Source organism: Rosenbergiella gaditana (assembly GCF_018494065.1).
Taxonomy (GTDB): domain Bacteria; phylum Pseudomonadota; class Gammaproteobacteria; order Enterobacterales; family Enterobacteriaceae; genus Rosenbergiella; species Rosenbergiella gaditana.
Genome location: NZ_JABBFR010000006.1, coordinates 128,719 through 154,302 on the forward strand (window position 1 = coordinate 128,719; position 25,584 = coordinate 154,302).

A 25,584-nucleotide genomic window follows, 5' to 3' on the forward strand; every position below is an offset into this window, starting at 1 on the left:
CAAAGATACGGAGCAATTATACAGATATCAGCATTAGGCTAGAGGGCCTGTATTCTTCTTTACACGATGGCGGATCACTTCAATAATGCCAGGCAGTACCGAGACCACGATAATCGCGACGATCAGGAGGTTGATGTTGCTCTTTACTATCGGTAAATCCCCAAAAATTGCACCGGCATAACTGAACAACGCTACCCAGCAAACGCCACCTATCACATTATAAAAACCAAATTGGCGGTAGCTCATCCGTCCCATACCCGCCACAAACGGAGCAAAGGTTCTGATAATCGGTACAAAACGGGCTAATATAATGGTTTTTCCACCATGTTTATCATAAAACTGGTGCGTTTTAGCGAGATAACTTTGACGAAAAATCCGTGAATTAGGCCGGCTAAAGAGTTTTTCACCAAATAAACGTCCGATAGTGTAGTTCAGCGCATCACCGAGTACCGCAGCAATCACTAACGTCCCCACCATCATATGCACATTGAGCTCATTACTGGGTAAAACGGCTAATGCTCCGGCAATAAACAGTAAGGAATCTCCTGGTAAAAACGGCGTAACCACTAACCCCGTCTCACAGAAGATTATTAAAAATAGGATGGCGTAAACCCATAATCCGTAATGTGCGATAAGTGCCGTTAAATGAACATCAATATGCAATATAAAATCAATAATCATTGATAGCATTGCATGGCTCCTTATTAAAAAGGTGATTTTCATCTGCGAGGAACAGCGGTCCTAGCGCAGGTTTAGGTAATGCAAAATGTTCTGGGTAATCGACTGCGACCAAATAAAGCCCCTCAGCTCTAGCCGTTGCCGCAGCTTGCGTTCGATCGCGTAACGCCAGCAGATCAGCTATCCACTGTTCAGGCTGATTACCCACGCCAACTTCCAGTAAACTGCCGACAATATTGCGCACCATATGATGCACAAAGGCGTTCGCTTTGATATCGACAATCACGAAACTCCCTTGGCGCACGACATTAATGTGTGAAATATTACGCCACGGGGTCCGAGATTGGCACTGCACCGCACGGAACGAGGTGAAATCATTCTCACCGAGCAGACTTTGTGCTGCACGATGCATTTTTTCAGTGTCTAATGGATGATAATAATGCGTTAACCCTTTCCCTAAAATCGCCGGGCGTAGGCGCTCATTATAAATCACATAACGGTAACGACGCGCGGTCGCGCTAAACCGTGCGTGGAACTCATCCGGAACCGCTTTGACCCAACGTACGGCAACATCATCGGGTAAGTTAGCGTTAACCCCTAATGTCCAGGCGGCGTCCGCCCGTTTGGCTTGAGTCTCAAAATGGACAACTTGCCCAGTGCCGTGAACACCAGCATCTGTTCGGCCAGCGCAAAACACATCAATCGGATGATTGGCAACCTGCGTCAAGGCTTTTTCAAGTACCTGTTGGACGCTGCGTACTTCACGTTGACGTTGCCAACCGTAATATCGGCTACCATCGTACTCAATGCCAAGGGCAATTTTGTACGGGGCTTCGATTAACGACATTACAAATAATCCTCAATGAGGCGCTCAGCAGTTTTCACCGCCATCAAGGCTCCCCCGTAACGCACATTATCGGCCACGGACCAGAACTGTAGCCCTTCAGGTTGACCATAATCTTGACGAATAGCGCCAATGTAGAGCTGGTCTTGCCCAGTCCCTTCGCTCACGGGCGTTGGGAAATCATGTTCCTCACTTACCGCAAGGTCAGCGTGTCCATTCAATAACTGCTGTGCCTCATCCACCTCCAATGGGCGCGCAGTTATGACACGTACACTTTGCGCATTACCATAAAATACTGGTGCTTGTAGAGAAGTAACACTTAGCGAGAAACTTTCGTCTTGTAATATTTTACGGACTTGATCTACCACGCGACGTTCAGCGGCCACACTCCCCTGCTCATCGATGGACAAAGGCATCATATTGAAGGCTAACTGGCGGCCAAAATGATACTGCTCAGGCGGGATGCCATTGAGTAAGCGCGCGCTTTCACCTGCTAACGCATCGACAGCCGCTTTACCTTGGGCAGAGACGGATAATAACTCGGTAAGCTGAATAGATTGAACACTCGCCGCCTCATTAAGCGGGGAGATGGCATTCATCAATTGACTCACTTGGCTGTCAGCGACCGCAATGATATTACGATTTCGGTAGTCGGCCAGCGTATTGTCATTGACCCCAACCACCGCGAGAGGGACATCGTGATCCAAAGCAAATAAGCCACTGCTATCGATCACAATACACCCTGCGTCAGCGGCGATATCCGCATAGTGTGCACTCGCTTGTTGCCCCGCCACAAAAAAGGCTAATTGGCTTTCGCTCCAGTCATGATTACGCGCATCGTTAACGCGATAATTTTTCCCGGCAAAACGAATGGATTCACCTGCACTCTCTTCGGTGGCCAGTAGGGTCAATTCACCTACAGCAAACTGACGCTGTTCCAAACATTCAATTAACGCACGGCCAACGGCACCGGTGGCGCCTAAAATAGCAATATTCCAACCCTGGGACATGGGGGGTACTCCACACTAAATTAACAGGATGAGGACAGCTCATCCCAACAACAACTGAGCCTAAGCGCAGTACAAGGTATTGAATCCGAGTTGACGAAGTCGTTCTGCCGTTGAGGCATTCGAACAGGTTACGGCTAATGAGGACCATTCACGGCGCTCTTGATACTGCTTTCTAAGTCGGTCAAATCCCCCTTCATCACCGATATGCAGCCTTAGCAATGCATCATCGCGGCGCACATCATACACGAGATGGGCCAAACGTTTTAGAAGTGACTGCGAAAACTCACCTGTCACCTCAACAGAACAGATATCGGGCGGGGGCAACAACTCACTGAGGGTGATACTTTCTGGCTGCCCGATAAATGCCGTCCAAGCTTCGTAAAGCTGGGTAGTTCCACGAACTTTGCCTTCTAGGGTATAGCCTGCGATGTGTGCAGTCCCGATATCGACGTCCGCGAGCAGTTGCTGGTCAAGATGAGGTTCAGGCTCCCAAACATCTAACACCACACTCAGATCATTGCGTTGAGTCAAGACCTGCTTGAGGGCTTGGTTATCCACGACGGCCCCTCGACAAGCATTAATGAGCACACAGCCTGGACGTAACTTTTCTAACCGGGTGCCATCAACACAGTGCCATGTCTGATAGTCGCCCTGCTTAATCAGCGGTGTGTGGAAAGTCAGGATATCGGCTTGCGTCACTAAACTGTCGAGAGAAAGAAAGTTTTCGTTATCACCCCGATCGGCACGAGGTGGATCGCATAATAAGACCTTCATCCCCAGAGCTTCGCAGCGCGCTTGCAAACGACTGCCAACATTTCCGACACCCACAATACCAATGGTCTTATCACATAATTGGTACCCATCTCGCTCGGCCAAAAGTAGCAGAGCGGATAGCACATATTCCACGACGGCGATAGCATTACAACCGGGTGCCGCTGAAAACGTAATGGCTGCTGCCTCAAGATCCGACAGTTCAACGTGGTCGGTTCCAGCCGTCGCCGATCCTACAAATGCCAAGGGTGTATCGGCAACCAGCTGCGTATTGACTGGAGTCACCGATCGCACCATCAACGCCTGAGCGTCCTGTAATTCGCCTACCGGTAAGGGGCGGCCTGGTACGCGCACGACCTCTCCCTTACGACTGAACAACTCTTGGGCATAAGGCATATTTTCATCGACAACGATTTTCATGGTTTGGCCTAGAAGGTAAAAGGAAGCGTTGAGATATTTTGTCATATTCTTGGGTTGAAAACACCTGAGATTGATTCTCATCAACAGGATAAATAATGGCGATAAAGACTGATTCGCGCTTGGGATTTTATCAGGGGGTTGTTATGATAGCCGGCTATTCCCCGGTCATCCGGTTCTAAGCTTTTGTAAGGATGTTGCCATGCAGCCACTCAGCGGCCCTCGCGGATTTACCGACGGTCCACACCGTTACGACTTAACCTCCCCGAATAGCCCAAAAGCTAAGCCGTTGCACAGTGAAGCGCTCACCTCAGCGCAGCGCACTGCATTAGAACGCATCATCGTTAAAATTTTAGCGATCAGTAGCCTAAAAGCGCCTGCACTCTGGGCAGGGATCCGTCACCATGTCAACGTTGGCGGTGAAGCAGAACTCTTGTCGTCGCATTTTCCTGAAGCAGAAAAGTGGCTACAAGGCATCCTCAAACAAGAACAAAATAACCATTTGGCACGCCGCCAACTGCAGCAACTGACCGACTTACTGCCACAAGGGAATAATCGGCAAGCTGTCAGCGAATATATTCGTCATCAGTTTGGACAAACTGTGTTGAGTGCCCTCACCCAAGCACAACTTCAGCAAGTATTAGCCCGTCTTCAGCAAGGTGAGATTTCTATTCCCTACCCAGTGCAAACCACACCCACGGCGCGTAGTTTGCTCCCCGCCGAGCATTCGACACTGAGCCAACAAGTGGTCAAATTGTCTGTCGCGAATGGCGAATCTCCGATCAGTGTATGGGAAACCCTGCATGCCTTAGTTGGCTTGAAAGATGGCGATCCAATCCCAGCCAAACACTACCCTTTGCTGATCCAGTATCTGCAGGCACGTCAACTGTTGGTGGGACAACACACCCTCTATCTGGCTCAGCTCCTGCAAGGGTTGAAACAGCCCGCTAACGCCCAAGAACTTGAGCAAGCGGCGGCTTATTGTCAACAACATTATCAATTGACCGTGGACTCGCCTTTATCCTTAGTGCAAGCACAAAATCTTCTCAATGTGTTATTTAGCCGTCGTGCCGGTGTCGGTTGGCGTCCTCCACACGGCGCGTTAACCGCGGGTCCGATACCCATTTATCATCCTGCCGCCCCACAAGCTGGGCAAACTCCTTTTTGGCCACTCTCACCATATCTCAAGCTGATGATTATCGGAGTAGCACTACTGTTCCTGCTGTTTTGCTGGCTTTAATTAGCACCCACAATCCACTTGGTCTACAACAGTAGGCCAAGTCTTAGGCTCACTCCCTGCTATAATCGGATGGTTATCACGACGCCAAAAGTCTAAGCCACCAATCAATTCTTTTACCCTAAATCCTGCTTGGGCTAGTTTTAACGCGCCTTTAGTCGATCCGTTACATCCAATTCCATCACAATAGGTCACATAGTTATCGTGCTGAGATAACTGACGAAGCGTTAGCTCATTCATCTCACGATGAGGAAAGTTAACCGCACCAGGAATATGGCCAAGACTATAGTGCTCAGCTGAACGGACATCAAGAACGATACAATGCGGGTGGGCGTGTTGGCAGCATTCAGCCAGATCCCACGCATCAATATAATAGGACAGTTTAGCGTTAAGATAAGCCGCACTATCGGTGGGATCAGCGAAATATAAAGTTAAGTCTGTCATGTAAAATCTCCTTGAATAGTCAGAGAAGAATATCGCACTATAGCGGTTCAGATCAGACCAATTTTTTATAAAGAATAAGACCACTATGACACAACGCTCTTCGATCTGGTTATCCCTGACCTTGGCTGAACGAGGGAATCGTGTCACGCAGCTTTGTCGGGTGCTTAGAGGTGCGATTGAAAAGGGGCAATTGGTCGCCGGAGAACGTTTACCCTCAAGCCGTCAGTTAGCTAATGATCTCGGCTGCTCCCGCGTAACCGTCGAAGCGGCTTATCAACAATTAACGACCCAAGGCTATATCACGCGTCTCCCCGGTCATGGCAGTTTTGTTGCTCAACATCGCTTAACGATTTCGTCATCCACATACCAGGGTCTGCCACCCACTTTGTCGCAGCGTGGACAACAACTGTTAGCCCAGCGTCAATGTCTCGATCCACGGAATGTAGAACCCTTTAATGCAGGGGTCCCTGATGTGCAAGCCTTCCCAATAAAACAGTGGGCAGATATAACTCGACAAGTCATGGAGACCCTACCGCCAGAGCACTTACTTTACGGTGATCCACAGGGGGTTGCAGACTGTCGAAGAGCTATCAGTCATTATTTAACGCTATCTCGTCAAGTAAATTGCACACCTTCACAAATCATTGTGATGAACAGCTCACAACAGGCCCTACAATTGCTTGCCCATCTGTTGTTGGAAGAAGGCGATACCGTACTGACAGAAGCCTTATGCTATCAGGGAGCGGTCAATGCGTTTCGCCAAGCTGGTGCAGTATTAGTGCCTCAGTCTTTAGACAATGAAGGTGCCTTACCCCCGACCTATAACGCTAAATTAGCGTATCTTACTCCTGGACATCAATATCCGTTGGGTATGACCATGAGTGAGTCAAGGCGTCAACAATGGTTAGACTGGGCAACTCAGCAACATAGCTGGATCATTGAGGATGACTATGATGGAGAATTTCATTACGGAAATCATTCGCCCACCTCTCTGCAGCGTCTAGATCGCACTCAGAAAGTGATCTACCTCGGAACGTTTTCCAAAACGTTGTTTCCGGGGATCCGACTTGCCTATATGGTCGTTCCCCCCTCACTGGCCCCTGCAATAGTCAAAGCTCGACAACTGATGGATAGTCATACCGCAGTGTTATCACAAGCTGTGGTGGCAAGGTTTATATCGGAAGGTTATTTTGCAAGTCACTTACGCTTAATGAAAAAACTCTATGCAGCACGACGCCATTTACTTATCGAATTACTGAGTCAATGCCCCGCCAACACTGTACGTCTATTTCCATCGGAAGGGGGGCTACAACTTGCCATCGAGTATCTCAAGGGAAATACCTCTGCCCTGACTCTTGCCGCTGGACGACAAGGGCTGGTATTAGCTGAGTTAGCGCCACTGTGCCTGACCTCTCCGCCAATTAACGGCTGGATATTAGGCTTCGCGGCGCTAACGCCTCAAGCGATACGCCATGCCGTTACGCGGTTGAACGCGGTGTTGCAGAACGCAGCATCGTTAAACTGACCACAACCCCGATGAGGGCGCTACAAGCACCCGCTAGGTACACTGCCCCGTAGCCCGCACTATTTGCTAAAAATCCAGCAAGTGGGCCAGTCGCCCCGTAGGCGACATCCTGAAAGGCTGAGAAACACCCTAAGGCGGTGCCGCGAACCTGAGCATCCACGCGCTTCATGATCTCGACCCCCATGGCCGGGAAGACTAGTGAACAACCGGCTCCGGTCAAGGCTGCCCCCACTAATGCGTGCCACGCGTGTTGACTGAGACAGAGCAGTAATAGGCCCGCTGTTTCCACGAACAACGATATGATGGTGACTTTTACGCCACCCATTTTATCGGGGATTCCGCCAAAGAAGACTCGCACCAACACATAAGCCAGTCCAAAAATTGTTAAGGTATAGCCTGCATTCCCCCAATGCTCTGCAGCAAAATAGAGAGAAACAAAAGCCCCGATCACTGCAAAACCCACTCCCTGCAACGCCAATACCACACCGGGAGTCAGAATCTGTTTCAAAACAGTGGTAAAACCAGGACGATCGCCCCCGCTAATCGGTACAGCGGGTATTTTTGCATTACACAGCAGGGCAACCAATGGACAGAGGATACAAGCAAGGCTCACACCGAGGAAGTCGAAGTGATGGTAGAGAAACAGGCCTATGGGGGCACCCGCCGCTAATGACCCGTAGATCGCCATTCCGTTCCAGGACATCACTATTCCCGAACGTGGCTGGCCAATCAGCCCAAGCCCCCACGTGAGATTCCCAGTCAGTAAAAAACTTTCTCCCAAACCAAGCAGAATGCGCCCTAGAACTAATAAACTAAATTGTAGCCAAATAGAGTGGCTGGCAAAAACAGAAAGAAGATAAGCCACTCCCACTAAAGCAATGACACTCATTCCCAATCGGGTTGTCTGCTTTGCCCCCTGTTGGTCTGCTTTTTTTCCAGCAAATCCTCGATTAACCAATGTCGCGAAAAATTGAATACCCACAGCGATGCCGACCATCACATTATTCATACCAAGGCCATCATGAACGAATAAAGGGATGACCGGTAACGCAATTCCTGCAGTGAGATAAGTCAAAAATACAGAAAAAGAGGTCACGGCTACGGGCTTCACAGAGCGCTCTTCAGGATTACACTTATCCTGTGTCATCAAAATAGCCCCTTATTACTGCGGAAGATTTTATTTAAGCCAATAAAAACGGCAGCCTAAGCTGCCGTTTTTTCTGAGATAAATTAATTATGACGTAAATTTACGCATCGTCAATGTCGCGTTAGTCCCACCGAAGCCAAAGCTGTTTGACATCACTGTAGTCAATGCTCGCTCAGTAGGTTGAGTGATGATATTCATCCCTTCTGCTGCCGCATCTGCTTGCTCGATGTTGATGCTTGGTGCAATAAAACCATGCTCCAGCATCAGTAGGCTATAAATGGCTTCTTGAACGCCTGCGGCGCCCAGGGAGTGACCCGTCATCGCTTTCGTCGCAGAAAGGGCAGGAGTATTGTCGCCGAAGACTTCACGAATCGCGCCTAACTCTTTCACATCACCCACTGGGGTAGACGTACCATGAGTATTAAGGTAATCGATTGGTGTATCAAGACCTTCCATTGCCATTTTCATGCAACGCGCTGCGCCTTCACCCGAAGGTGCAACCATATCCGCACCATCAGAGGTTGCGCCATAACCGACGATTTCTGCGTAGATGTGTGCACCACGTGCCAGCGCATGCTCTAGCTCTTCAACAACAACCATACCACCGCCGCCTGCAATGACAAAGCCGTCACGCTCGGAATCATAAGTACGAGAAGCTTTTTCTGGCGTATCGTTATATTTAGTGGATAGCGCACCCATTGCATCGAACTCGCAAGCCAGTTCCCAGCACAGCTCTTCGCCGCCACCTGCGAAAACAATATCTTGTTTTCCAAGCTGGATTTGCTCAACCGCGTTGCCGATACAGTGCGCAGAGGTCGCACACGCTGAGCTGATTGAATAGTTAACACCGTGAATTTTAAAAGGTGTCGCTAAACAAGCAGATACACCAGAAGCCATTGCTTTGGTCACCACATAAGGGCCAACCGCTTTCAAGCCACGTGGGCTACGCATTGCGTCCGCACCGAAGACTTGGAAACGTGGAGAGCCGCCACCTGAGCCTGCAATCAATCCAACACGTGGGTTGTTTTGATATTGCTCTTCGGTCAGCTTAGAATCTTTTACCGCTTCCGCCATAGACAGATAAGCATAAATCGATGCATCGCTCATAAAACGCACAACTTTGCGATCAATTAAGCCCGTGGTATCCATTTTAACGTTACCCCAGACGTGGCTGCGCATGCCTGCATCTTTCATTTCATCAGAAAAAGTGATTCCTGAACGCCCCTCACGTAGAGAAGCCAGCACTTCTTCCTGATTATTACCAATGCTGGAAACAATTCCCAAGCCAGTGATCACTGCACGTTTCATTCACATTCCTCATAACAACTATCATCTTATGGGTGAGCACTTTAGCGTACAGTTGTACGCCGAACAACCCCCAATACATAAACTCTTTGTAAATTTGCCTATAAATTGTGATATCGCTAGACTATTCTGAAGTCTTCCGCAAAGAGCCCTCGACGTGAAATCACCCACTATCAACCATGCAGCCCTACATTGGAACGAACAAGGTACACCTGTTTCGCAATTTTTCGATGATGTCTATTTTTCAAATGCTAACGGTCTGGAAGAGACGCGCTACGTCTTTTTAGAGGGTAATCGACTCTTCACCCGTCTAATCGACACTGATCAGGACGCCTTCATTGTCGCTGAGACAGGATTTGGAACAGGCTTGAATTTTTTGACATTATGGCAAAGCTATCAGCAACTAGGTTGCCAGAATAGCGCCAAAAAATTACCACGATTGCACTTTATCAGTTGTGAAAAATATCCGTTAATGCTGGCAGACCTCGAACTAGCCCACCATCATTGGCCTGAGCTTGCCACCTTCTCGCGCGCGCTCCGTCAACAATGGCCCGACGCACTACCAGGATGCCATCGACTGATTTTTGAGCAGGGACAGATTACCGTCGACCTCTGGTTTGGCGATATCAACGACATGTTAGAGGACCTAAAAGCGAATTTAGTTCAAAAGGTCGACGCATGGTTTTTAGATGGCTTTGCCCCGTCCAAAAATCCCGATATGTGGAGCGAGTCACTCTTCTCAACGTTAGCGACCACAGCTAAGGCAGATGGCACCTTTGCGACCTTTACCGCAGCAGGATTTGTACGACGTGGGCTTGAACAAGCAGGCTTTACGGTAACTCGTCGCAAAGGTTTTGCGCATAAACGCGAAATGTTAGTCGGGCAACTAGCCTCCCTCCCAGACTATAGCAATCCAACGCCTTGGTACCCTCGCCCTCCGGCTAAGAGCAAAGAAATTGCTATTGTTGGTGGAGGGATTGCCAGCGCCTGTCTGTGTGTCGCGTTAGTACGTCGCGGATGGCACGTGACGCACTATTGCGCCGATGCGAAACCTGCTGAGAACGCTTCGGGGAATCGACAAGGGGCTGTCTACCCGCTACTACATGCCCAAGATCCGCATCTCGCGACTTTTTTTAGCGCGGCCTTCACTTTTGCTAAACGTTTTTATCAAGGTCTGCCCCTCACCTTCGAATATCAGTGGTGTGGTGTATTACAGCTGGGTTGGGATGATAAAAGTCGAAAAAAAATCGACCAACTCGTGGCACTCTCGTTGCCGCCATCATTGGCAAAATATGTGAATGCTGATGAGGCGAGTCAGCTTGCGGGATTAGACATTGAACATAGCGGCATATTCTATCCCGAAGGGGGATGGTTATCGCCCGCCGAAGTGACCGCGAAAATTTTTGACTGGGTAAGCTCGCAGGGTGTGGTGTGTCACTGGGGATACGGTGTAGAAAATCTTCAACAACAACCCAATGGCGACTGGCAACTCGGTTTTGTCCGAGGCGGCCACGCGCAGCATCACCAAGTGGTATTAGCCAATGGCCATCAGTTAAGCCACTTTACGCAGACTGAGTCCTTGCCAGTCTATCCGGTTGCCGGACAAGTGAGCCACGTTGACGAACAGCAGCCGCTGAGTCAACTCTCTACTGTGCTCTGTTATGAAGGATATTTAACTCCCTTAAGCACCACTCACCGGACCCACTGTATCGGGGCGAGCTATCGCCGTGGCGTTGCTGATTGCCAGTATTCTCAAGCAGAGCAACTCACCAATAAACAGCGATTAGCGCAATGCTTGCCCAACAGCGCATGGGCTTCAACATTCACGATCAGCGATCAGGCACGGATCGCCGTTCGCTGTGCGACACGCGATCATCTTCCCATGGTGGGTGCATTGAGCGATTATAGGCAATTCGTTGCTGAACCAGCCAAGCCTAAAGAAGAAATGGTGGAGAGCTACCACCCAGGCGTTTATCTACTGGGTGGTTTTGGATCCAGAGGGCTTTGCAGTGCGCCACTGGCGGCTGAATTACTCGCCTCTCAGCTTGGGGGAGAACCGTTACCTCTTGATCAAAGTACCTTAAACGCGTTACATCCCGGTAGATTCTGGATTCGCAAACGCGTTAAAGGAAGACCAATCACTTAGTGGATAACAATTCTTCTACCGCGCGGTGATAGAGACCTTCCCACAATTGAGTTACTAATTTTTGGTCAGGGGGGGAGAGTTCGCCCGCTTTAATCGCTTGGGCGATACTGTGTTCGACTTGTGCTTTTAATGCTTGAGGTTCGGCGGTCTGTTGGGCTTCCAACTCCGCCACTGCCAAGGTTAAATGCCCCCGCAAGTATCCGCCGGCAAAAAGCTCGTCGTCAGAACCCTGTTCCACCGTCTTATCGATACTATCGAGAATATGCTCTTCGAGATCTGTAATCATTACTTTTCCTAAAAGTGTTGGCGCTACTTATAGCGTTTCAGGCCATGAAAACTGCGCAGAATGTAGGGGTTCCGTATGGTAAAAGTCCTGCAAAGCCGCTACAAGACGAGCAGGACGTTCAGGCAAGCCCTGCTCAAGATAGTGCATGACTTGTGCATGCACTTTACGTTGAAAGGCAATCCGATCGGGTTCACAAGAACCCTCAAGGTTGTCACAGCTGATATTAAACGCAAACCCGGCGGCAACAGAAAATATCCATTCCAATGCTTGGGGTTTGATTTCGACTTGTTCAAATTGCGCCTGTGTCGTTTCATCGCGCCCGTCTGGACAGTACCAGTAGCCAAAATCCACTAACAGCCTGCGCTCAGCCCCCGCAATACACCAATGTGAAATCTCGTGCAGCGTGCTTGCATAATAGCCATGAGCGAAAACAATCCGATGATAGTTACACTTTTCGTCGGCGGGTAAGTAGATCGGCTCATCCTCACCCTTAATTAATCTTGTATTAAAATCATCATAGAAACAGCGATCAAACAGCGTGATCATATCTTGATAATGGTGTTGCTGAGTCATAAATTATTCTTCGTGTAATTATAAACCGATACTCTGTAACAGGGCAGCGCCATGACTGTCCCACAACAGTTTTGCACTCATCACCATCGACACAATAACCACCATCGGCCTGATCAACTTTTGTCCCCGGCTTAACACCAAACGAGCCCCTAATCTAGCCCCACAGACTGCGCCAATTAGCATTACGGCCCCAAGCCCCCAGACCACTTTTCCACCCACCATAAAAAAAAGTAAGCTGGCAAAGTTCGAGGTGAAATTAAGTACCTTCGCATGTGCTGTGGCTTTGGCTAAGTTAAAGCCCGCCAAAGTCACAAAGCCTAATGCGTAGAACGATCCCGCCCCCGGGCCGAAAAAACCGTCGTAAAAGCCGACGCATCCCCCTCCGATACAAGCGTAAGCAAGCCCTTCGAGCCGTGCGACCTTATCGAACTCACCTAATTTAGGCATAAACAGAAACCATAACCCAATTCCGATCAGGAGTAACGGCAGTACCTGACGCAGAATATCTGCTTTAAGGTGTTGGATAGTGAGGGTACCGGCCACCGCCCCGACAAAAGTCAGTAATATATTCAGCCACTGACAACGCAGATCGACGGCTTTGCGACGGACGAAATAGAGGCTGGCTGAAAAGGAACCGCCTACAGACTGTAATTTATTGGTGGCTAACACTTGCGCTGGGGATAATCCCGCAGCCAATAAGGCAGGTACCGTCAATAATCCCCCTCCCCCGGCAATCGAGTCGATAAAAGCCGCGAGAACTGCCACAACAAACAGTACAGCCACCAGTCCAGGCGTTACAACGAACCAATCCATGCTTATTCCTCAGAGTAAATGTTTATCCAGTAACGCTTGGCAATTGGCCGGAAGAATAGGAGGGTTAGGTTTTATCGGATGCACACCAGGTTTCGGTGGTTCAAACCAACTTTTTAACTCAGCCCCACATCCATCGCCTACTGGGGGCGCTGGTTGTTCGATACATTCAGTATCGTCAGCTGGGCAATGTAACCTAACATGCATATGGGCGCGGTGCGCGAACCAAGGGCGGACTTTCTGTAACCATTGGCGATCAGTCCCTGCATCTAAGCATAACTGCTGCTTGATGGCTGGATTGACGAAAATACGTGCGACATGGGGATCTTCAGCGGCTTGACGCACCATAGTGTCAATATCCCGGCTCCAAAGGCGGCTCACCACCGACTTATCATCGGCTGTGACCAAATCGAGAGGCTGCGGATGCAACAACTGTTGCGGCGTCCAACGTTGACGAGGAAGTTGCAACCAAATATCGACATCTAACCCAATTTGATGGCTTGCATGACCGCTGCTAAAGCGTCCCCCCGCAGGCATTCCCATATCACCAATTAGTACAGTGCCGGAAGTCTGTTGAGCAATATCTTGGCTAAAACGTTGGATAAATTGAATTAACAATGGATGACCGAAATAGCGGTGTTGATCTTGACGCATAACCTGATAATGCTCTGCCTCCAATGGTAGCGCTTGCGCCCCCACTATACAGCCATTCGCGTAGCTTCCAATGGGGTGAACAGGGCCCGCGATCGGTTGCTGAATTTTCTGCCACGGCGTTTGCGCAAAGGTCGCACAGGCTGAAGCAATAAAAAGCGCACTGCCAGCCATCCAATGTTTCATCATAGTAATCGCCTTATTTCTGAGAGTGAGTGACATCACCGCATTGCGCACGATGTCTTAGCAAATGATCCATCAATACAATGGCTGTCATTGCTTCAGCGATGGGTACGGCGCGAATACCCACACAAGGATCATGACGACCGCGAGTAATCATTTCGACCTCTTCACCCTGGCGAGTAATGGTTTTACCCGGTACCGTGATGCTGGAAGTCGGTTTTAGCGCAATAGAGGCGGTAAGGGTTTGGCCACTACTGATGCCACCTAAAATACCGCCAGCATGATTACTCTGAAAGCCCTCTTTGCGAATCTCATCGCGATGTTGACTTCCGCGTTGAGCCACCACATCAAACCCATCCCCTATTTCGACGCCTTTTACAGCATTGATACTCATTAAGGCATGGGCGAGATCAGCATCAAGGCGATCGAACACTGGCTCACCTAATCCAACGGGAACATTTTCAGCCACAACGCTGACCTTAGCGCCAATCGAATCCCCCTCTTTTTTTAACCCGCGCAGTAACGCATCCAGCGCCTCAAGTTGGTCACTGTCCGGTGAAAAAAACGGGTTCTGTTCAACCTGCGACCAATCTTTCAGTTCGCAGCAGACATCGCCCATTTGCGCGAGATAGCCCCGAATCACAACATTATGCGTTAGCTGCAGATATTTCTTTGCAATAGCGCCGGCTGCCACACGCATAGCGGTTTCACGCGCCGAAGAGCGACCGCCGCCACGATAATCACGAAAACCATATTTTTGATCGTAGGTAAAATCAGCATGGCCTGGACGATACAACTCTTTAATTTCACCATAATCTTGCGAACGTTGATCGGTGTTCTCAATCAATAAGCCGATCGAGGTTCCAGTAGTTTTTCCTTCGAAGACACCTGATAAAATTTTAACTTGATCAGGTTCACGACGCTGCGTGGTATAACGTGAAGTGCCTGGACGACGGCGATCTAAGTCATGCTGTAAATCGGCTTCAGTTAAGGGGATGCCTGGCGGCACACCATCAACAATGCACCCTAGCGCCACACCGTGAGATTCACCAAAGGTCGTGACACGGAAAAGTTGACCAATTGTATTTCCAGCCATGTTTAATCCTTATCGTTAATTTATGCTGAAAAAATCGACTTATTTCGCCGAGCTATTTTCAAAAAAAGGCTTACATTCGACTAATTGTTGATAGTCCAACATAAAGACCCCGTCACCACCTTGTTCAAACTCCAACCAAGTAAAGGGAACCTCGGGATACTGCTCAATCATATGCACCATGCTGTTACCGACTTCACAAATAATCACGCCCTCTTCACTCAGGAATTCAGTCGCTTGTGCAAGCATACGGTTAACTAAAATTAAGCCATCATGGCCCGCCGCTAAACCGAGCTCCGGTTCATGACGATATTCATCTGGCAAGTCATCCATATCCTCTGCATCGACATAAGGAGGGTTGGTGACAATCAAATCGTATTTAATCGGCGGTAAATTATCGAAGAGGTCTGAGCAAAGTGGCGTGACTTGATGCATCATGCCATGCGCTTCAATATTCTGCTCAGTAACCGCTAACGCGTCAGGTGAAATATCGGCCGCATCGACTTCAGCGTCAGGAAAGGCATAAGCACAAGCAATCGCGATACAGCCACTCCCCGTACACAGATCTAGAATATGGCGTGGCGAGCGATTGATTAATCCAGAGAACCCATGATTGATTAACTCTCCAATCGGTGAGCGCGGAACTAAGACTCGCTCATCGACATAGAACTCATGACCACAGAACCAAGCTTGGTTGGTCAAATAAGCCACAGGAATGCGCTCGAATACACGACGCGTCACACGCTCGACAATCAATTCACGCTCTGAACGCGTTAATCTCGCCGTACGCATCTCTTCAGGGAGATCGAGAGGAAGATGTAATGTAGGTAAAACGAGTTGAACCGCTTCGTCCCAAGGATTATCTGTCCCATGGCCATACCAAATATCGGCGGCGGAAAAACGGCTAATTGTCCAGCGTAACATATCCTGAATGGTATGCAGGTCGCTTACCACCTCTTCGGCAAAAAATTTATCCACATGCCCTCCAGGGCAACTAACAAAACTTTACCTAGTTTGCCACGAACTTATGCTAAATTCAGCTTCAATAGACGGCTATTTTCACTCATGCCGGGTAATTTATAAGAGAAATTTGATTTTTAATGCATTGCCGTTAAAAATGACAAGATGATAATTCAGTAGCTGGAACGACGATGAGCAGTAAAAATCCCCTCGATAAAGAAGACTTAGACCTGTTTAGAACGTTGATGGGTGATACTCGTCGTATTAAGCAAGACACCGTGCTGCATCCGCTGGTGAAAAAAATTGAGCGAGCCCTTCCCCAAAAAAGATTGATCAGCGAACAGGTCGACAATAGCCACTACTTTTCAGATGAATACCAACCTCTTTTGGCTGTAGAAGGGGCTGTACGCTATACCCGTGCCGATGTGAATCCTTACGAAGTAAAAAAATTGCGCCGGGGAGATTATACGCCTGAGATTTGTTTAGATTTACACGGTTTGACTCAGCAACAAGCGAAAAAAGAACTGGGCGCCATGATTGCCGCGTGTAGAAGGGAACGCCTTTTTTGTGCATCTGTCATGCATGGGCATGGCAAACATATTCTTAAGCAACAAATACCACTTTGGTTAGCCCAACATCCTTATGTGATGGCGTTCCATCAAGCACCAAAAATGTTTGGAGGAAATGCCGCAATCTTAATGCTGATCGAAGTCGACGAACTGATAACACCTCTCCTTTAACGCGACTTCGATCAGGCATAGAGATTACATTGCGGTGGCAAGACGTGAAGGGCTTTCCTGCCAACATAAAGTACCGCGTGCGGTATTGGCATCGTAATCAATATGGGCGATACCTGCTGTGGCAAACATCGGTGGGCACTGTTCTGGGCATAGGGCTGAAACCAGATAACCGACGAGAGGGAGATGAGAAATAACCATTACTGTCTCGACGCCTTCACTGGCTAAGCCTTGCAGGTAATCACTCACCGCTTTGGCATCACCGGAAGGGGTAAGCATATCTAAGGTTTTAACGTTACCGCCGAGCGTGACATTTTCAGAAAAAACGTTAAACGTCTGCTGAGCCCGTAGGAAAGGACTGACCAACGTCAAATCAAACGAAGACTGTTGCTCTGCTAGCCAACGGGACATTTGTTGGGACTCAACAACACCACAATGTGTCAACGGGCGTTGCGCGTCACTTGCCGCATCGAGAGCTGCGTCGCCATGACGCATTATATAAACATGCATAAAGCACCGTTACTGAAAGGAAAATTGATTCAGCGCCTATCACTCCCTGCGCGTGAATCTGCTTTTTTACCTTAGCTCACTGAGACAGTCAACCCTATAGCAAGATAGTAGGATGCAAACCGCTGTAATTGCGAATAAAAAAACACCAAAAAATATAAAAAAACGCCCAGCTTGGGCGTTTTAGCGTGGGTAATACGATGCAGCGAGAACGGTATTATTCCGCATCGATATCTTTTAAATCGCCTTGGATAGCTTGAGCGTTAGGATTATCTTCAGGCTTCAATTTACCGCCATTGGCTAAGAAATCATAACGTTGGAAGTATGCATTGCGGATAAAGGCATAAGGATCGCTTTGCTGATGTAAAATGCCATCAGAATCGAGTAACTGCGCACGGGTTTCTACGCCTTCGAGTACCCATTTGCCCGCAGATAACCAAATAGTTAACCAGCTAAGCGGTGCGTAAAGGTTATCAACATAATCGCCACCATCTTGACGAACAGTGAAACTGCCGTATCCCGGTAGCTCAACATAGGGTCCATAACCCACCCCATAATACCCTAGTGTGCTTCCGAAACCATGAGCATGCTCACGCGCGAGCTGTGGATTGGCTTTGCCTGCCACATCGATCAATCCACCTAAACCCAGTGTCGAGTTAAGAAAGAAACGCGTAAAGTGGATAGCAGCCCGTTCTACATCGCCTTCCAACAGGTAGTTGACCATAGAAGACGGCTCATCCAAATTGCCCAACACATTACTAATTCCTGTGCGCGCCGGTACAGGAACATAATCACGCCATGCAACGGCAACCGGACGAACAATGTAAGGGTCCAGCACATCATAGTTAAAATTAAACATCTTACGGTTAAAACCTTGCAGAGGGTCACTACGCTGTGACGTCTGCTGAGTTTCATCAGGTTTTGAACTCGCGCATCCTGCTAAAACAAGCACAGCTAAACTTAATGCTGTTAGCCGGTAAGAGAGGTTATTTACCATGTTTTGCACCGTTATAATTTTAAGGTTGTTGCTGATCTATGATGACAGACAGCGACTGCTTACCGGTGAAGCGAGCCACTGAATTCAAGCCAAACCAGTCATCTTTTTGCGGTTTAGCACTACCATCCCGAGAAATACGTGCACGTACTTGTAACTGATGTTGAGCCGAAAGCAGGCGCTCAGGCACCATTGCATTACTGTCGTCCAGTACCAGACTCAACGGAAAGTGGCTTAAAGGAATCCGTTTAACCGCGACGGGGACAGGTGAGACACCATCAGTTACAGAAATATACAATACACCATTTTGCGGTAACATTCTTTTCGCAGAGCTACTCAAATCGATATTGACGGTTAATTGACTGGTTTGGAGACCAGCATTAGTTTTCGCTTGCTCAATACCTTTCTCTACGGCCTCTCTTTGCGCAGAACCCGGCGCTAAATTCGGCAACAGTTGTTGCCAATAGCGAATGGCTTCAGAATATTTCTGTTGCGCAAAGAAATCGGCCGCGAGTAGGGTCAATAACCGCGTATCCTGAGGTTGATGTACCAGCATATCTTGTAACAGAAGTTGCGCTTGACGATTATCTTGCGGATCAGGCGAGCGAACCAAAACCTCTGCATAATCACTTTTTAACCCTGCATCGTTCGGGGCTAGACGCAGTGCTCTTTCGAATGCCTGGCTCGCCAATTGACTATTATTTAAAACCATCCCCAAACGGCCTAACATTGCCCAATCTTGCACATTATCAGGGTCATTCTGCAGTGAGGCACGTAATCCCAAAGAGAATTGCTGCAACTCACCCATGGTCAGATGCTCAGCCTGAGAATTCATCAACCGTTCACGTAGCTGCGGATAATCCTGCTCAACTTGACTCAATTCCATTTGTTGCATTATACCGCCGGTTTTGAGATACATTGCCAGTGATACCCCTATCACCACGACAATGATCGGTACCATCACCCATGATTTTCCCAATGTAACGGTACGAGACGCTTGCTCAGGCAGATCGGCCAGCAGCGAGTGCTGTAATTCTGTCACCAACTCGGCTTTTTCGGTGACAATACCTTGGGCATCATCCTCTTCAATCTCTTGTAAGCGCTGTTGGTAAAAGAGCGTATTCAGTTCATCGCGTAGTTGTGCATAATCTCGGGGTTTATGGCCGAGGGCTAACGCTATCCAAACACAGGCTACACCGAGTAAACCGAGCAGCACTAACCATAAATTTCCCATTACTGTTGCTCCTTATCGGCAATCACTTTGGCTAAACGTTGTTGCTCTTCGGCCGATAACTTGGCAGCCTGGGGGTGACGTTTCGCACGTAAATAGATGACGAATCCACCGCCAATCACGAACAGTAATGGCCCCAACCATAGGATAAGGGTTGAAGGGGTAACGGGGGGTTCGTAGGTAACGAAGTTACCGTAACGTGCCACCATATAATCAATAATTTGTTGACGCGACTGCCCCTGCTCCATCAATTGGTAGACTTTTCCTCTCATGTCGGCGGCAATCATGGCCGAAGAATCAGCGATGCTATTATTTTGACATTTCGGGCAGCGCAACGACTCGGTAAGTTCTCGGTATTGCTCTTCTTGATCAACCGACGAAAAGTGATAGGTATCAATCGCAGCCCAGACCGAGGTCGTTAGCAACATGCCACAGATCAACATAAGACATTTTCTGAACATTAGTGCTGCCCCTGCTGTGAATACTTATCCCACAACGGCTTCACTTCTTGCTGCCAGACTCGTTGATTGATATCCCCAGCATGGCGATAACGTATAATCCCCTGCCCATCAATAAGGAAGGTTTCCGGCGCACCGTATACGCCAAGATCCAGTCCCAACATACCATCACCATCGTATAAGCTTAATGAGTAAGGATTGCCGAGGGTATTCAGCCAATTGATGGCTTTAGTACGATCATCTTTATAATTGAGCCCCACCACCCTGACACCCTGTTCAGCAAGGTGGTTTACATATTGGTGTTCAGCACGACAAGTCGGACACCAGGTTGCCCAGACATTAAGCAAGAGTGGTTTACCGTCGATCAACACACTTTGATCAAACCGTTTCCCAGGCTCAAACAGCGATTCCAGTCGAAAGGTTGGGACAGGCTTTCCAATCAAGGCGGATTCCAAACGAGTGGGATCATCACCCTGCGCGTTACGCGTTAATTGCCAAAGTAATGCGGCAGCAAGTAACAGGAAAAGGACTAATGGAATAAAAAGAATTTTTTTATTCATGCTTTATCTCCTTTTTTCTGGGCTTTTTTCGCAGAGCGATAGCGAGGGTCTGCAATACAGAAAATTCCACCTATTGCCATGAAAACACCGCCGAACCAGATCCATCTTACGAAAGGTTTATAATAAATGCGTACTGCCCAGGAGCCATCATCTAGCTCTTCGCCCAATGCAGAGTAGAGATCACGCGTGACCCCACCACTGATAGCGGCTTCTGTCATCATCGTTCGTGCTGCGGTGTAGAAACGTTTTTCAGCGTACAACACCGCTTCGTTTTTACCCTGACGCGTCACATCAATCACACCCGACCCACCGCTATAGTTTGCTCCTTGCAGAGGTTTTACGCCTCGGAAGGTAAATTGGTAATCATGAATCGAAACACTCTCCCCGGCTTTCATCCTTACGTCACGTTCGACACTGTATTGCGTACTAAACGCAATACCAATTACCGTAACCGCGACGCCAAGATGCCCTAGGACCATTCCCCAGTGGCTGCGGGATAACTTAGTCAGCCCTTGCCAGAAACGATGACGGTGAGTCGCTCGCTCATGTAATTCCATAATGGTAAGAATGATGACCCACAGCGACATTAATAGCCCAACAACGGTCATACCTTGGATACGATCCTGCAACCACCACGGAATAACCATTGCCGCAATAAAAGTCGCTACCATTGCCATAACTAATCGCTTGACTAACTTTTGCGGTTCATCCCGCCGCCAGCGTACTAACGGACCAATACCTAAAAATAGGGCAAAAGGGGCCATCAGCCAACTGAACATAGTATTAAAGAATGGCTCGCCGATAGATATACTGCCCAGCCCTAATTGCTTATGTACCAGCGGTAATAGTGTACCGAGCAACACAACCAACATCGCAGCAATCAGCAACACGTTGTTCCCTAGCAAGAACGATTCGCGTGACCAAAGTTGATTATCAACACGACTACGCACTTTCCCGCCTTTCAGCGCATATAGCAGGAGTGAGCTACCAATGACGATCACTAAGAAAATAAGAATAAACATGCCGCGTGTGGGATCAGAAGCGAAAGAGTGAACAGAAACCAACACACCGGAACGGACTAAGAATGTCCCTAATAGACTGAGTGAGAAAGCGGTAATCGCTAATAATACCGTCCAAGATTTAAAGGTTCCGCGCTTTTCTGTCACCGCCAATGAGTGAATCAACGCGGTGCCGGCAAGCCAAGGCATCAGCGAGGCATTTTCCACCGGGTCCCAGAACCACCAACCGCCCCAACCCAGTTCGTAGTAAGCCCATGCCGACCCTAATACAATGCCGATGGTTAAGAAAACCCACGCGGCCGTCGTCCAAGGGCGCGACCATCTTGCCCACGCCGTATCGAGACGCCCAGTCATTAATGACGCGATAGCGAATGCAAAGGCAACCGAGAACCCGACATAGCCCATATAAAGTAATGGGGGATGAAAAATTAGCCCAATATCTTGCAGCATCGGATTTAAATCGCTGCCGTCCACTGGGAAGTTAGGTAGCGTTCGAATAAATGGATTAGAGGTTAGGGTTAGGAAAAGCAGGAAACCAAGATTAATCATGCCCATCACAGAGAGTACACGGGCAACAGAGTCCAGCGGCATTTTCCGACTTAAACAGGCCACTGCAAACGTCCAACCACTTAACATCAATAACCACAACAGTAATGAACCCTCGTGGGCCCCCCACGTTGCGGCAACCCGATACCAGACAGGTAAGAGCGTATTCGAGTTCTCGACCACATAGGCAACGGTGAAATCATTCTCAACAAAGGCATTTACCAAAATCAAGAACGCTGCCACGATACACAGGAAAAGAGCGTAACTTAGGGGACGCGCTAATGACATTAAGCGTAAGTTTAGGGTTCTTGCCCCCCACAATGGCCAAATACTCAGAACGAACGCTAGCCCCGTGGCTAGGCATAAAAGAAAACTACCAATTTCCGGCATCATCAGTTTTTCTCCGCCCCCGCTACGCCTGCTTGTTGGTGATTTTTCTTCATTGCATCCTCAATTTCCGGTGGCGTATATTTCTCATCATGTTTCGCTAAGACTTGTTGGGCGTTGATAAGATGGTTAGGTGCTAAGACGCCTTGCGCAACGACCCCCTGCCCTTCCCGGAATAGATCCGGTAAAATTCCCACATAACTGACAGAAACGACCCCGTTTGCGTCATACAATTTAAAGCTTACCGCTAAGGTGTTGGGGTCGCGCTTCACGCTGCCTGGCATGACCATTCCACCAACTCGCAGACGTTGCCCCGGCTCAGGGATTTGATGATCTTCGCCTTTGCCATTGATAATTTCGCTTGGGGTATAGAACAGGTCGATATTTGAGCGTAAAGCATACATAACCAGCGCCGTGGCAATGCCCAGCCCCGTTACGATGACTAATACAGTGATTAACCGCTTACGACGACGAAGATTCATGGTTTCTCTCCCGTACTCTGTTTACGCCTTTTAGCCGTCATAATACGCTTTTCACGATCTTGCTTCGTCGCGATCATCACTAACAATTGACGACGTTGATAGGCACTATGTCCTACCAAAATAAGCATCACTAATAACGCGACAAAAACGGATAGCCACACATAAAAACCGTATCCGCCCATCGCCAAGAATTGTGCCCACGAATGAAAAGCCGGGGTCATTGTTTTTTCTCCAAATGTGCGATCTCTCTCGCCCATGGTCGATGTTGCTCGGTTAATAGCAACAGATTGCGTAATCGACTCAGCGTTAGAGTAATAAAGAAGAGCAAATATCCCAAAATTGACCAGCGTAAGGGTGTGCGCATTTCAGGGGCAATCGCTTGTTGCAGCAGGCCAGAGGAGCCTTGATGTAACGTATTCCACCACTGCACGGAGTAATGGATAATCGGTAAATTCACCACCCCAACTAAAATTAAGATACTGGCAGCACGCCCAGCAGCCCGACGATCATCAAACGCATGATAAAGGGCGATGATCCCCATGTAGAGAAAGAGCAGAATAAGTTCTGAGGTTAAGCGAGCGTCCCAAATCCACCACGTCCCCCACATGGGTTTCCCCCAAGCGGAACCGGTGACTAAGGCAATAAAGGTGAATGCAGCACCAATCGGCGCCATCGCTCTAGCCACTAAATCTGACATTTTCATCTGCCAAACTAATCCAGTCAGTGCGCTAACTGCCATTGCCGCATAAATCCCCATCGACCACATTGCCGCAGGAACATGCAAGTACATGATGCGATAGCTCTCACCCTGTTGGTAGTCCGGTGGCGCGAAGATAAAGCCCCACCCCCACCCTAAGGCAAGACAACTGATTGCTCCTCCGCCAAACCAAGGCAGCCACTGGCTACAAAGCCGATACAAGCGATCGGGTTTCGCCAAGAGATGTAACCACTTCCACATAACAATGCTCACTTTATAATTATGTTGTTTTTTTACTGCAAACTTACCCGTAGTGCGGCAGCGATAGCAAATGGCGCTAACACTACACTCACCACTAACATGGCAGCCAAAATCGCAAGGTAACCGGAAATCGCCAGTCCTTGACTCGCCGCATCCACCGCACTGCTCGCAAAAATAAGAATAGGGATCGCTAAGGGCAGTACTAGAAGACTGAGTAATACACCTCCTCGCCGCAGACCAACGGTTAAGGCTACGCCGATAGCGCCAAGGAAGCTAAATATGAGCGTTCCCAGTAATAGAGTTAATACCAATCCCCACCAACCGGTAAAATTTAGCGATAAAAATAGGGACGCTAAGGGTGAAAGAATGATCAGTGGTAAACCACTGGTCAACCAATGCGCTAACACTTTGATTAACGCTACCATTGGTAAGGGGGTTGGGATCAGTAATAGCTGTTCCAAAGAACCGTCAAGAAAATCATCGCGGAACATTCTTTCCAGTCCTAGTAACGAGGCCAATAGTGCCGCTACCCAAACGACCCCTGGGGCTATACGGGCTAATAAGGTACTTTCGGGACCGATTCCTAACGGGAAAAGCGTCACGATAATCAAAAAAAACCAAAGCGGGTTAATGATATCGGCACGATGGCGAAAGGCTATTTTTAATTCTCGTCGTAACAGCTGTTGCATTATTCAACGTCCCCACTAAGACGTAGTTTTCTAATCGGCTGCGCCGAGGCGGGGAGATCCTGATGAGTAGTCAATACAATAATGCCCTGTCGTGCGAGGTGTGCCATAAATTTCGCATTGAGTGTGCTCACGCCCCATTTATCAATGGCGGTTAAAGGTTCATCGAGGATCCACAAGGTGGCATCGGTTAACCATAACCGGGCTAAAGCCACTCGCCGTTGCTGCCCCGCTGAAAAATGAGCCACAGGAATCTCTTCATACCCTGTTAGCTCGACCTCTTCTAGCGCCTGATAGATTGCTTCTCGTGAAGCCTTTGGGTGGTAAAAGCGAAGATTTTCATAGGCAGTTAATACTTGCTTAATCCCTGGCAGATGGGCCAAATAAAGCATCTGTTGGGGCCAGCCCTCGCAATGATGGAGGATGGATTGGTCACCCCAAGAGATAACACCTTCATCCGGTCGACTTAAGCCAGTTAATAGACGTAATAATGTGGTCTTACCCGCACCATTCTCGCCTTCAATCTGCATGATTTCTCCAGCAGAGAGCGTAAACGTTAAGTCTTTAAATAAGACACGTTCATCGCGGTAACAGCTGACATTGAGGGCTTGCAACATGATTAAATCAGTGATTAACAGTTATAATAGGCGAAACTATACCATACGCCGCCTAGTTGCCGAATCTTGTTTCACGACAAATGTTACATAAAGGTTTAAAAAAAGCGTGTTTTTGGCGATAAAAGCAGCATTTTTAAAGATTTGTTACTCAATCTTATACAATAGAGAAATCCCGCTCCATACATTTTGCGCAAGCCAATTATTCGCACTACAATTACGGAATCAAGCGATAACATTTTCGCCTCAACATCTGGACGAATAGATAATTTACTGCGTAAACTATTGTTTAGTTTCACTAATCGTTATCCTATTCGCTAAATAT

28 protein-coding genes are annotated in these 25,584 nt (G+C 48.4%); 4 read left to right on the forward strand and 24 right to left on the reverse strand.

Annotation, left to right across the window (positions count from 1 at the left end; all coding sequences use genetic code 11):
• Positions 1-33 precede the first annotated feature (33 nt).
• Genes HH682_RS06435 through pdxB form a run of 4 tightly spaced genes read right to left on the reverse strand, consistent with a single transcriptional unit; the run spans position 34 to position 3,723 of the window.
• Positions 34-690 carry a DedA family protein gene (locus tag HH682_RS06435; protein WP_214236767.1) on the reverse strand — a complete coding sequence of 219 codons (657 nt, stop codon included), beginning with the start codon at positions 688-690 and terminating at the stop codon, positions 34-36.
• Positions 671-1,525, reverse strand: a complete 855-nt coding sequence (truA, locus tag HH682_RS06440) for a tRNA pseudouridine(38-40) synthase TruA (protein ID WP_214236768.1) — start codon at positions 1,523-1,525, stop codon at positions 671-673. The genes HH682_RS06435 and truA overlap by 20 nt, the downstream gene beginning before the upstream one ends.
• A complete protein-coding gene (locus HH682_RS06445; protein ID WP_214236769.1) occupies positions 1,525-2,532 on the reverse strand; it encodes an aspartate-semialdehyde dehydrogenase in 1,008 nt (335 codons plus the stop codon). The genes truA and HH682_RS06445 overlap by 1 nt, the downstream gene beginning before the upstream one ends.
• 60 nt (positions 2,533-2,592) lie before the next feature.
• On the reverse strand, positions 2,593-3,723 hold the full coding sequence (gene pdxB / locus HH682_RS06450) for a 4-phosphoerythronate dehydrogenase PdxB (protein WP_214236770.1): 1,131 nt from the start codon (positions 3,721-3,723) through the stop codon (positions 2,593-2,595).
• Positions 3,724-3,922: 199 nt separating this feature from the next.
• Between pdxB and HH682_RS06455 the strand changes: the two genes are divergently transcribed.
• Positions 3,923-4,960 (forward strand): flagella biosynthesis regulator Flk, encoded by a 1,038-nt coding sequence (locus HH682_RS06455; protein ID WP_214236771.1) that lies wholly within the window; start codon positions 3,923-3,925, stop codon positions 4,958-4,960.
• Here the strand turns inward: HH682_RS06455 and HH682_RS06460 are convergent, their stop codons facing one another.
• The gene (locus HH682_RS06460) at positions 4,961-5,401 is read right to left on the reverse strand and encodes a rhodanese-like domain-containing protein (protein ID WP_214236772.1); all 441 of its coding nucleotides are present in this window, start codon (positions 5,399-5,401) and stop codon (positions 4,961-4,963) included.
• Positions 5,402-5,486: 85 nt separating this feature from the next.
• Here HH682_RS06460 and pdxR point away from each other — a divergent pair, with 85 nt between their 5' ends.
• Positions 5,487-6,926, forward strand: a complete 1,440-nt coding sequence (pdxR, locus tag HH682_RS06465) for a MocR-like pyridoxine biosynthesis transcription factor PdxR (protein ID WP_214236773.1) — start codon at positions 5,487-5,489, stop codon at positions 6,924-6,926.
• Here pdxR and HH682_RS06470 read toward each other — a convergent pair.
• Positions 6,880-8,073: an MFS transporter gene (locus tag HH682_RS06470; RefSeq protein ID WP_214236774.1), complete on the reverse strand. Its 1,194-nt coding sequence runs from the start codon at positions 8,071-8,073 to the stop codon at positions 6,880-6,882. The two genes, pdxR and HH682_RS06470, sit on opposite strands and share 47 nt — an antisense overlap.
• An 87-nt stretch (positions 8,074-8,160) precedes the next feature.
• Positions 8,161-9,381, reverse strand: coding sequence for a beta-ketoacyl-ACP synthase I (gene fabB / locus HH682_RS06475; RefSeq protein WP_214236775.1), 1,221 nt, complete (start codon positions 9,379-9,381; stop codon positions 8,161-8,163).
• 154 nt (positions 9,382-9,535) lie between these two features.
• Between fabB and mnmC the strand changes: the two genes are divergently transcribed.
• Positions 9,536-11,524 carry a bifunctional tRNA (5-methylaminomethyl-2-thiouridine)(34)-methyltransferase MnmC2/FAD-dependent 5-carboxymethylaminomethyl-2-thiouridine(34) oxidoreductase MnmC1 gene (gene mnmC, locus HH682_RS06480; RefSeq protein ID WP_214236776.1) on the forward strand — a complete coding sequence of 663 codons (1,989 nt, stop codon included), beginning with the start codon at positions 9,536-9,538 and terminating at the stop codon, positions 11,522-11,524.
• On the opposite strand, the gene HH682_RS06485 is transcribed toward mnmC, so the two are convergent.
• Genes HH682_RS06485 through prmB form a run of 6 tightly spaced genes read right to left on the reverse strand, consistent with a single transcriptional unit; the run spans position 11,517 to position 16,098 of the window.
• Complete coding sequence (locus HH682_RS06485; RefSeq protein ID WP_214236777.1) at positions 11,517-11,810, reverse strand: YfcL family protein; 294 nt, start codon at positions 11,808-11,810, stop codon at positions 11,517-11,519. The two genes, mnmC and HH682_RS06485, sit on opposite strands and share 8 nt — an antisense overlap.
• Before the next feature lie 27 nt (positions 11,811-11,837).
• Positions 11,838-12,383 carry an elongation factor P hydroxylase gene (locus HH682_RS06490; RefSeq protein WP_214236778.1) on the reverse strand — a complete coding sequence of 182 codons (546 nt, stop codon included), beginning with the start codon at positions 12,381-12,383 and terminating at the stop codon, positions 11,838-11,840.
• A gap of 18 nt (positions 12,384-12,401) precedes the next feature.
• On the reverse strand, positions 12,402-13,196 hold the full coding sequence (locus HH682_RS06495) for a TSUP family transporter (RefSeq protein ID WP_214236779.1): 795 nt from the start codon (positions 13,194-13,196) through the stop codon (positions 12,402-12,404).
• A gap of 9 nt (positions 13,197-13,205) precedes the next feature.
• Positions 13,206-14,033 carry a penicillin-insensitive murein endopeptidase gene (gene mepA / locus HH682_RS06500; protein ID WP_214236780.1) on the reverse strand — a complete coding sequence of 276 codons (828 nt, stop codon included), beginning with the start codon at positions 14,031-14,033 and terminating at the stop codon, positions 13,206-13,208.
• Positions 14,034-14,043: 10 nt separating this feature from the next.
• A complete protein-coding gene (gene aroC, locus HH682_RS06505; protein WP_214236781.1) occupies positions 14,044-15,123 on the reverse strand; it encodes a chorismate synthase in 1,080 nt (359 codons plus the stop codon).
• A gap of 39 nt (positions 15,124-15,162) precedes the next feature.
• Positions 15,163-16,098: a 50S ribosomal protein L3 N(5)-glutamine methyltransferase gene (gene prmB / locus HH682_RS06510; RefSeq protein ID WP_214236782.1), complete on the reverse strand. Its 936-nt coding sequence runs from the start codon at positions 16,096-16,098 to the stop codon at positions 15,163-15,165.
• Positions 16,099-16,271: 173 nt separating this feature from the next.
• Between prmB and smrB the strand changes: the two genes are divergently transcribed.
• Complete coding sequence (gene smrB / locus HH682_RS06515; RefSeq protein WP_214236783.1) at positions 16,272-16,820, forward strand: endonuclease SmrB; 549 nt, start codon at positions 16,272-16,274, stop codon at positions 16,818-16,820.
• A gap of 24 nt (positions 16,821-16,844) precedes the next feature.
• Here smrB and sixA read toward each other — a convergent pair whose 3' ends face one another.
• The 11 genes from sixA to ccmA form a co-directional block, all read right to left on the reverse strand.
• Positions 16,845-17,327 carry a phosphohistidine phosphatase SixA gene (gene sixA, locus HH682_RS06520; RefSeq protein ID WP_214236784.1) on the reverse strand — a complete coding sequence of 161 codons (483 nt, stop codon included), beginning with the start codon at positions 17,325-17,327 and terminating at the stop codon, positions 16,845-16,847.
• Positions 17,328-17,541: 214 nt separating this feature from the next.
• Complete coding sequence (gene mlaA, locus HH682_RS06525) at positions 17,542-18,321, reverse strand: phospholipid-binding lipoprotein MlaA (RefSeq protein ID WP_214236785.1); 780 nt, start codon at positions 18,319-18,321, stop codon at positions 17,542-17,544.
• Positions 18,322-18,340: 19 nt separating this feature from the next.
• A complete protein-coding gene (gene ccmI, locus HH682_RS06530; protein ID WP_214236786.1) occupies positions 18,341-19,552 on the reverse strand; it encodes a c-type cytochrome biogenesis protein CcmI in 1,212 nt (403 codons plus the stop codon).
• Positions 19,552-20,010, reverse strand: a complete 459-nt coding sequence (locus tag HH682_RS06535; RefSeq protein WP_250318586.1) for a cytochrome c-type biogenesis protein — start codon at positions 20,008-20,010, stop codon at positions 19,552-19,554. Before HH682_RS06535 ends, ccmI begins: the two co-directional genes overlap by 1 nt.
• Positions 20,010-20,567, reverse strand: coding sequence for a DsbE family thiol:disulfide interchange protein (locus HH682_RS06540; protein ID WP_214236787.1), 558 nt, complete (start codon positions 20,565-20,567; stop codon positions 20,010-20,012). Before HH682_RS06540 ends, HH682_RS06535 begins: the two co-directional genes overlap by 1 nt.
• Positions 20,564-22,525: a heme lyase CcmF/NrfE family subunit gene (locus HH682_RS06545; RefSeq protein ID WP_214236788.1), complete on the reverse strand. Its 1,962-nt coding sequence runs from the start codon at positions 22,523-22,525 to the stop codon at positions 20,564-20,566. The genes HH682_RS06540 and HH682_RS06545 overlap by 4 nt, the downstream gene beginning before the upstream one ends.
• Positions 22,525-23,001: a cytochrome c maturation protein CcmE gene (gene ccmE, locus HH682_RS06550; protein ID WP_214236789.1), complete on the reverse strand. Its 477-nt coding sequence runs from the start codon at positions 22,999-23,001 to the stop codon at positions 22,525-22,527. Before ccmE ends, HH682_RS06545 begins: the two co-directional genes overlap by 1 nt.
• Positions 22,998-23,222 (reverse strand): heme exporter protein CcmD, encoded by a 225-nt coding sequence (gene ccmD / locus HH682_RS06555; RefSeq protein ID WP_214236790.1) that lies wholly within the window; start codon positions 23,220-23,222, stop codon positions 22,998-23,000. Before ccmD ends, ccmE begins: the two co-directional genes overlap by 4 nt.
• Entirely contained in the window at positions 23,219-23,959 is a 741-nt protein-coding gene (locus HH682_RS06560; RefSeq protein WP_214236791.1) for a heme ABC transporter permease, read from the reverse strand. Before HH682_RS06560 ends, ccmD begins: the two co-directional genes overlap by 4 nt.
• A 32-nt stretch (positions 23,960-23,991) precedes the next feature.
• Positions 23,992-24,648: a heme exporter protein CcmB gene (ccmB, locus tag HH682_RS06565; protein WP_250318587.1), complete on the reverse strand. Its 657-nt coding sequence runs from the start codon at positions 24,646-24,648 to the stop codon at positions 23,992-23,994.
• Complete coding sequence (ccmA, locus tag HH682_RS06570; protein ID WP_214236792.1) at positions 24,648-25,262, reverse strand: cytochrome c biogenesis heme-transporting ATPase CcmA; 615 nt, start codon at positions 25,260-25,262, stop codon at positions 24,648-24,650. The genes ccmB and ccmA overlap by 1 nt, the downstream gene beginning before the upstream one ends.
• Positions 25,263-25,584 lie beyond the last annotated feature (322 nt).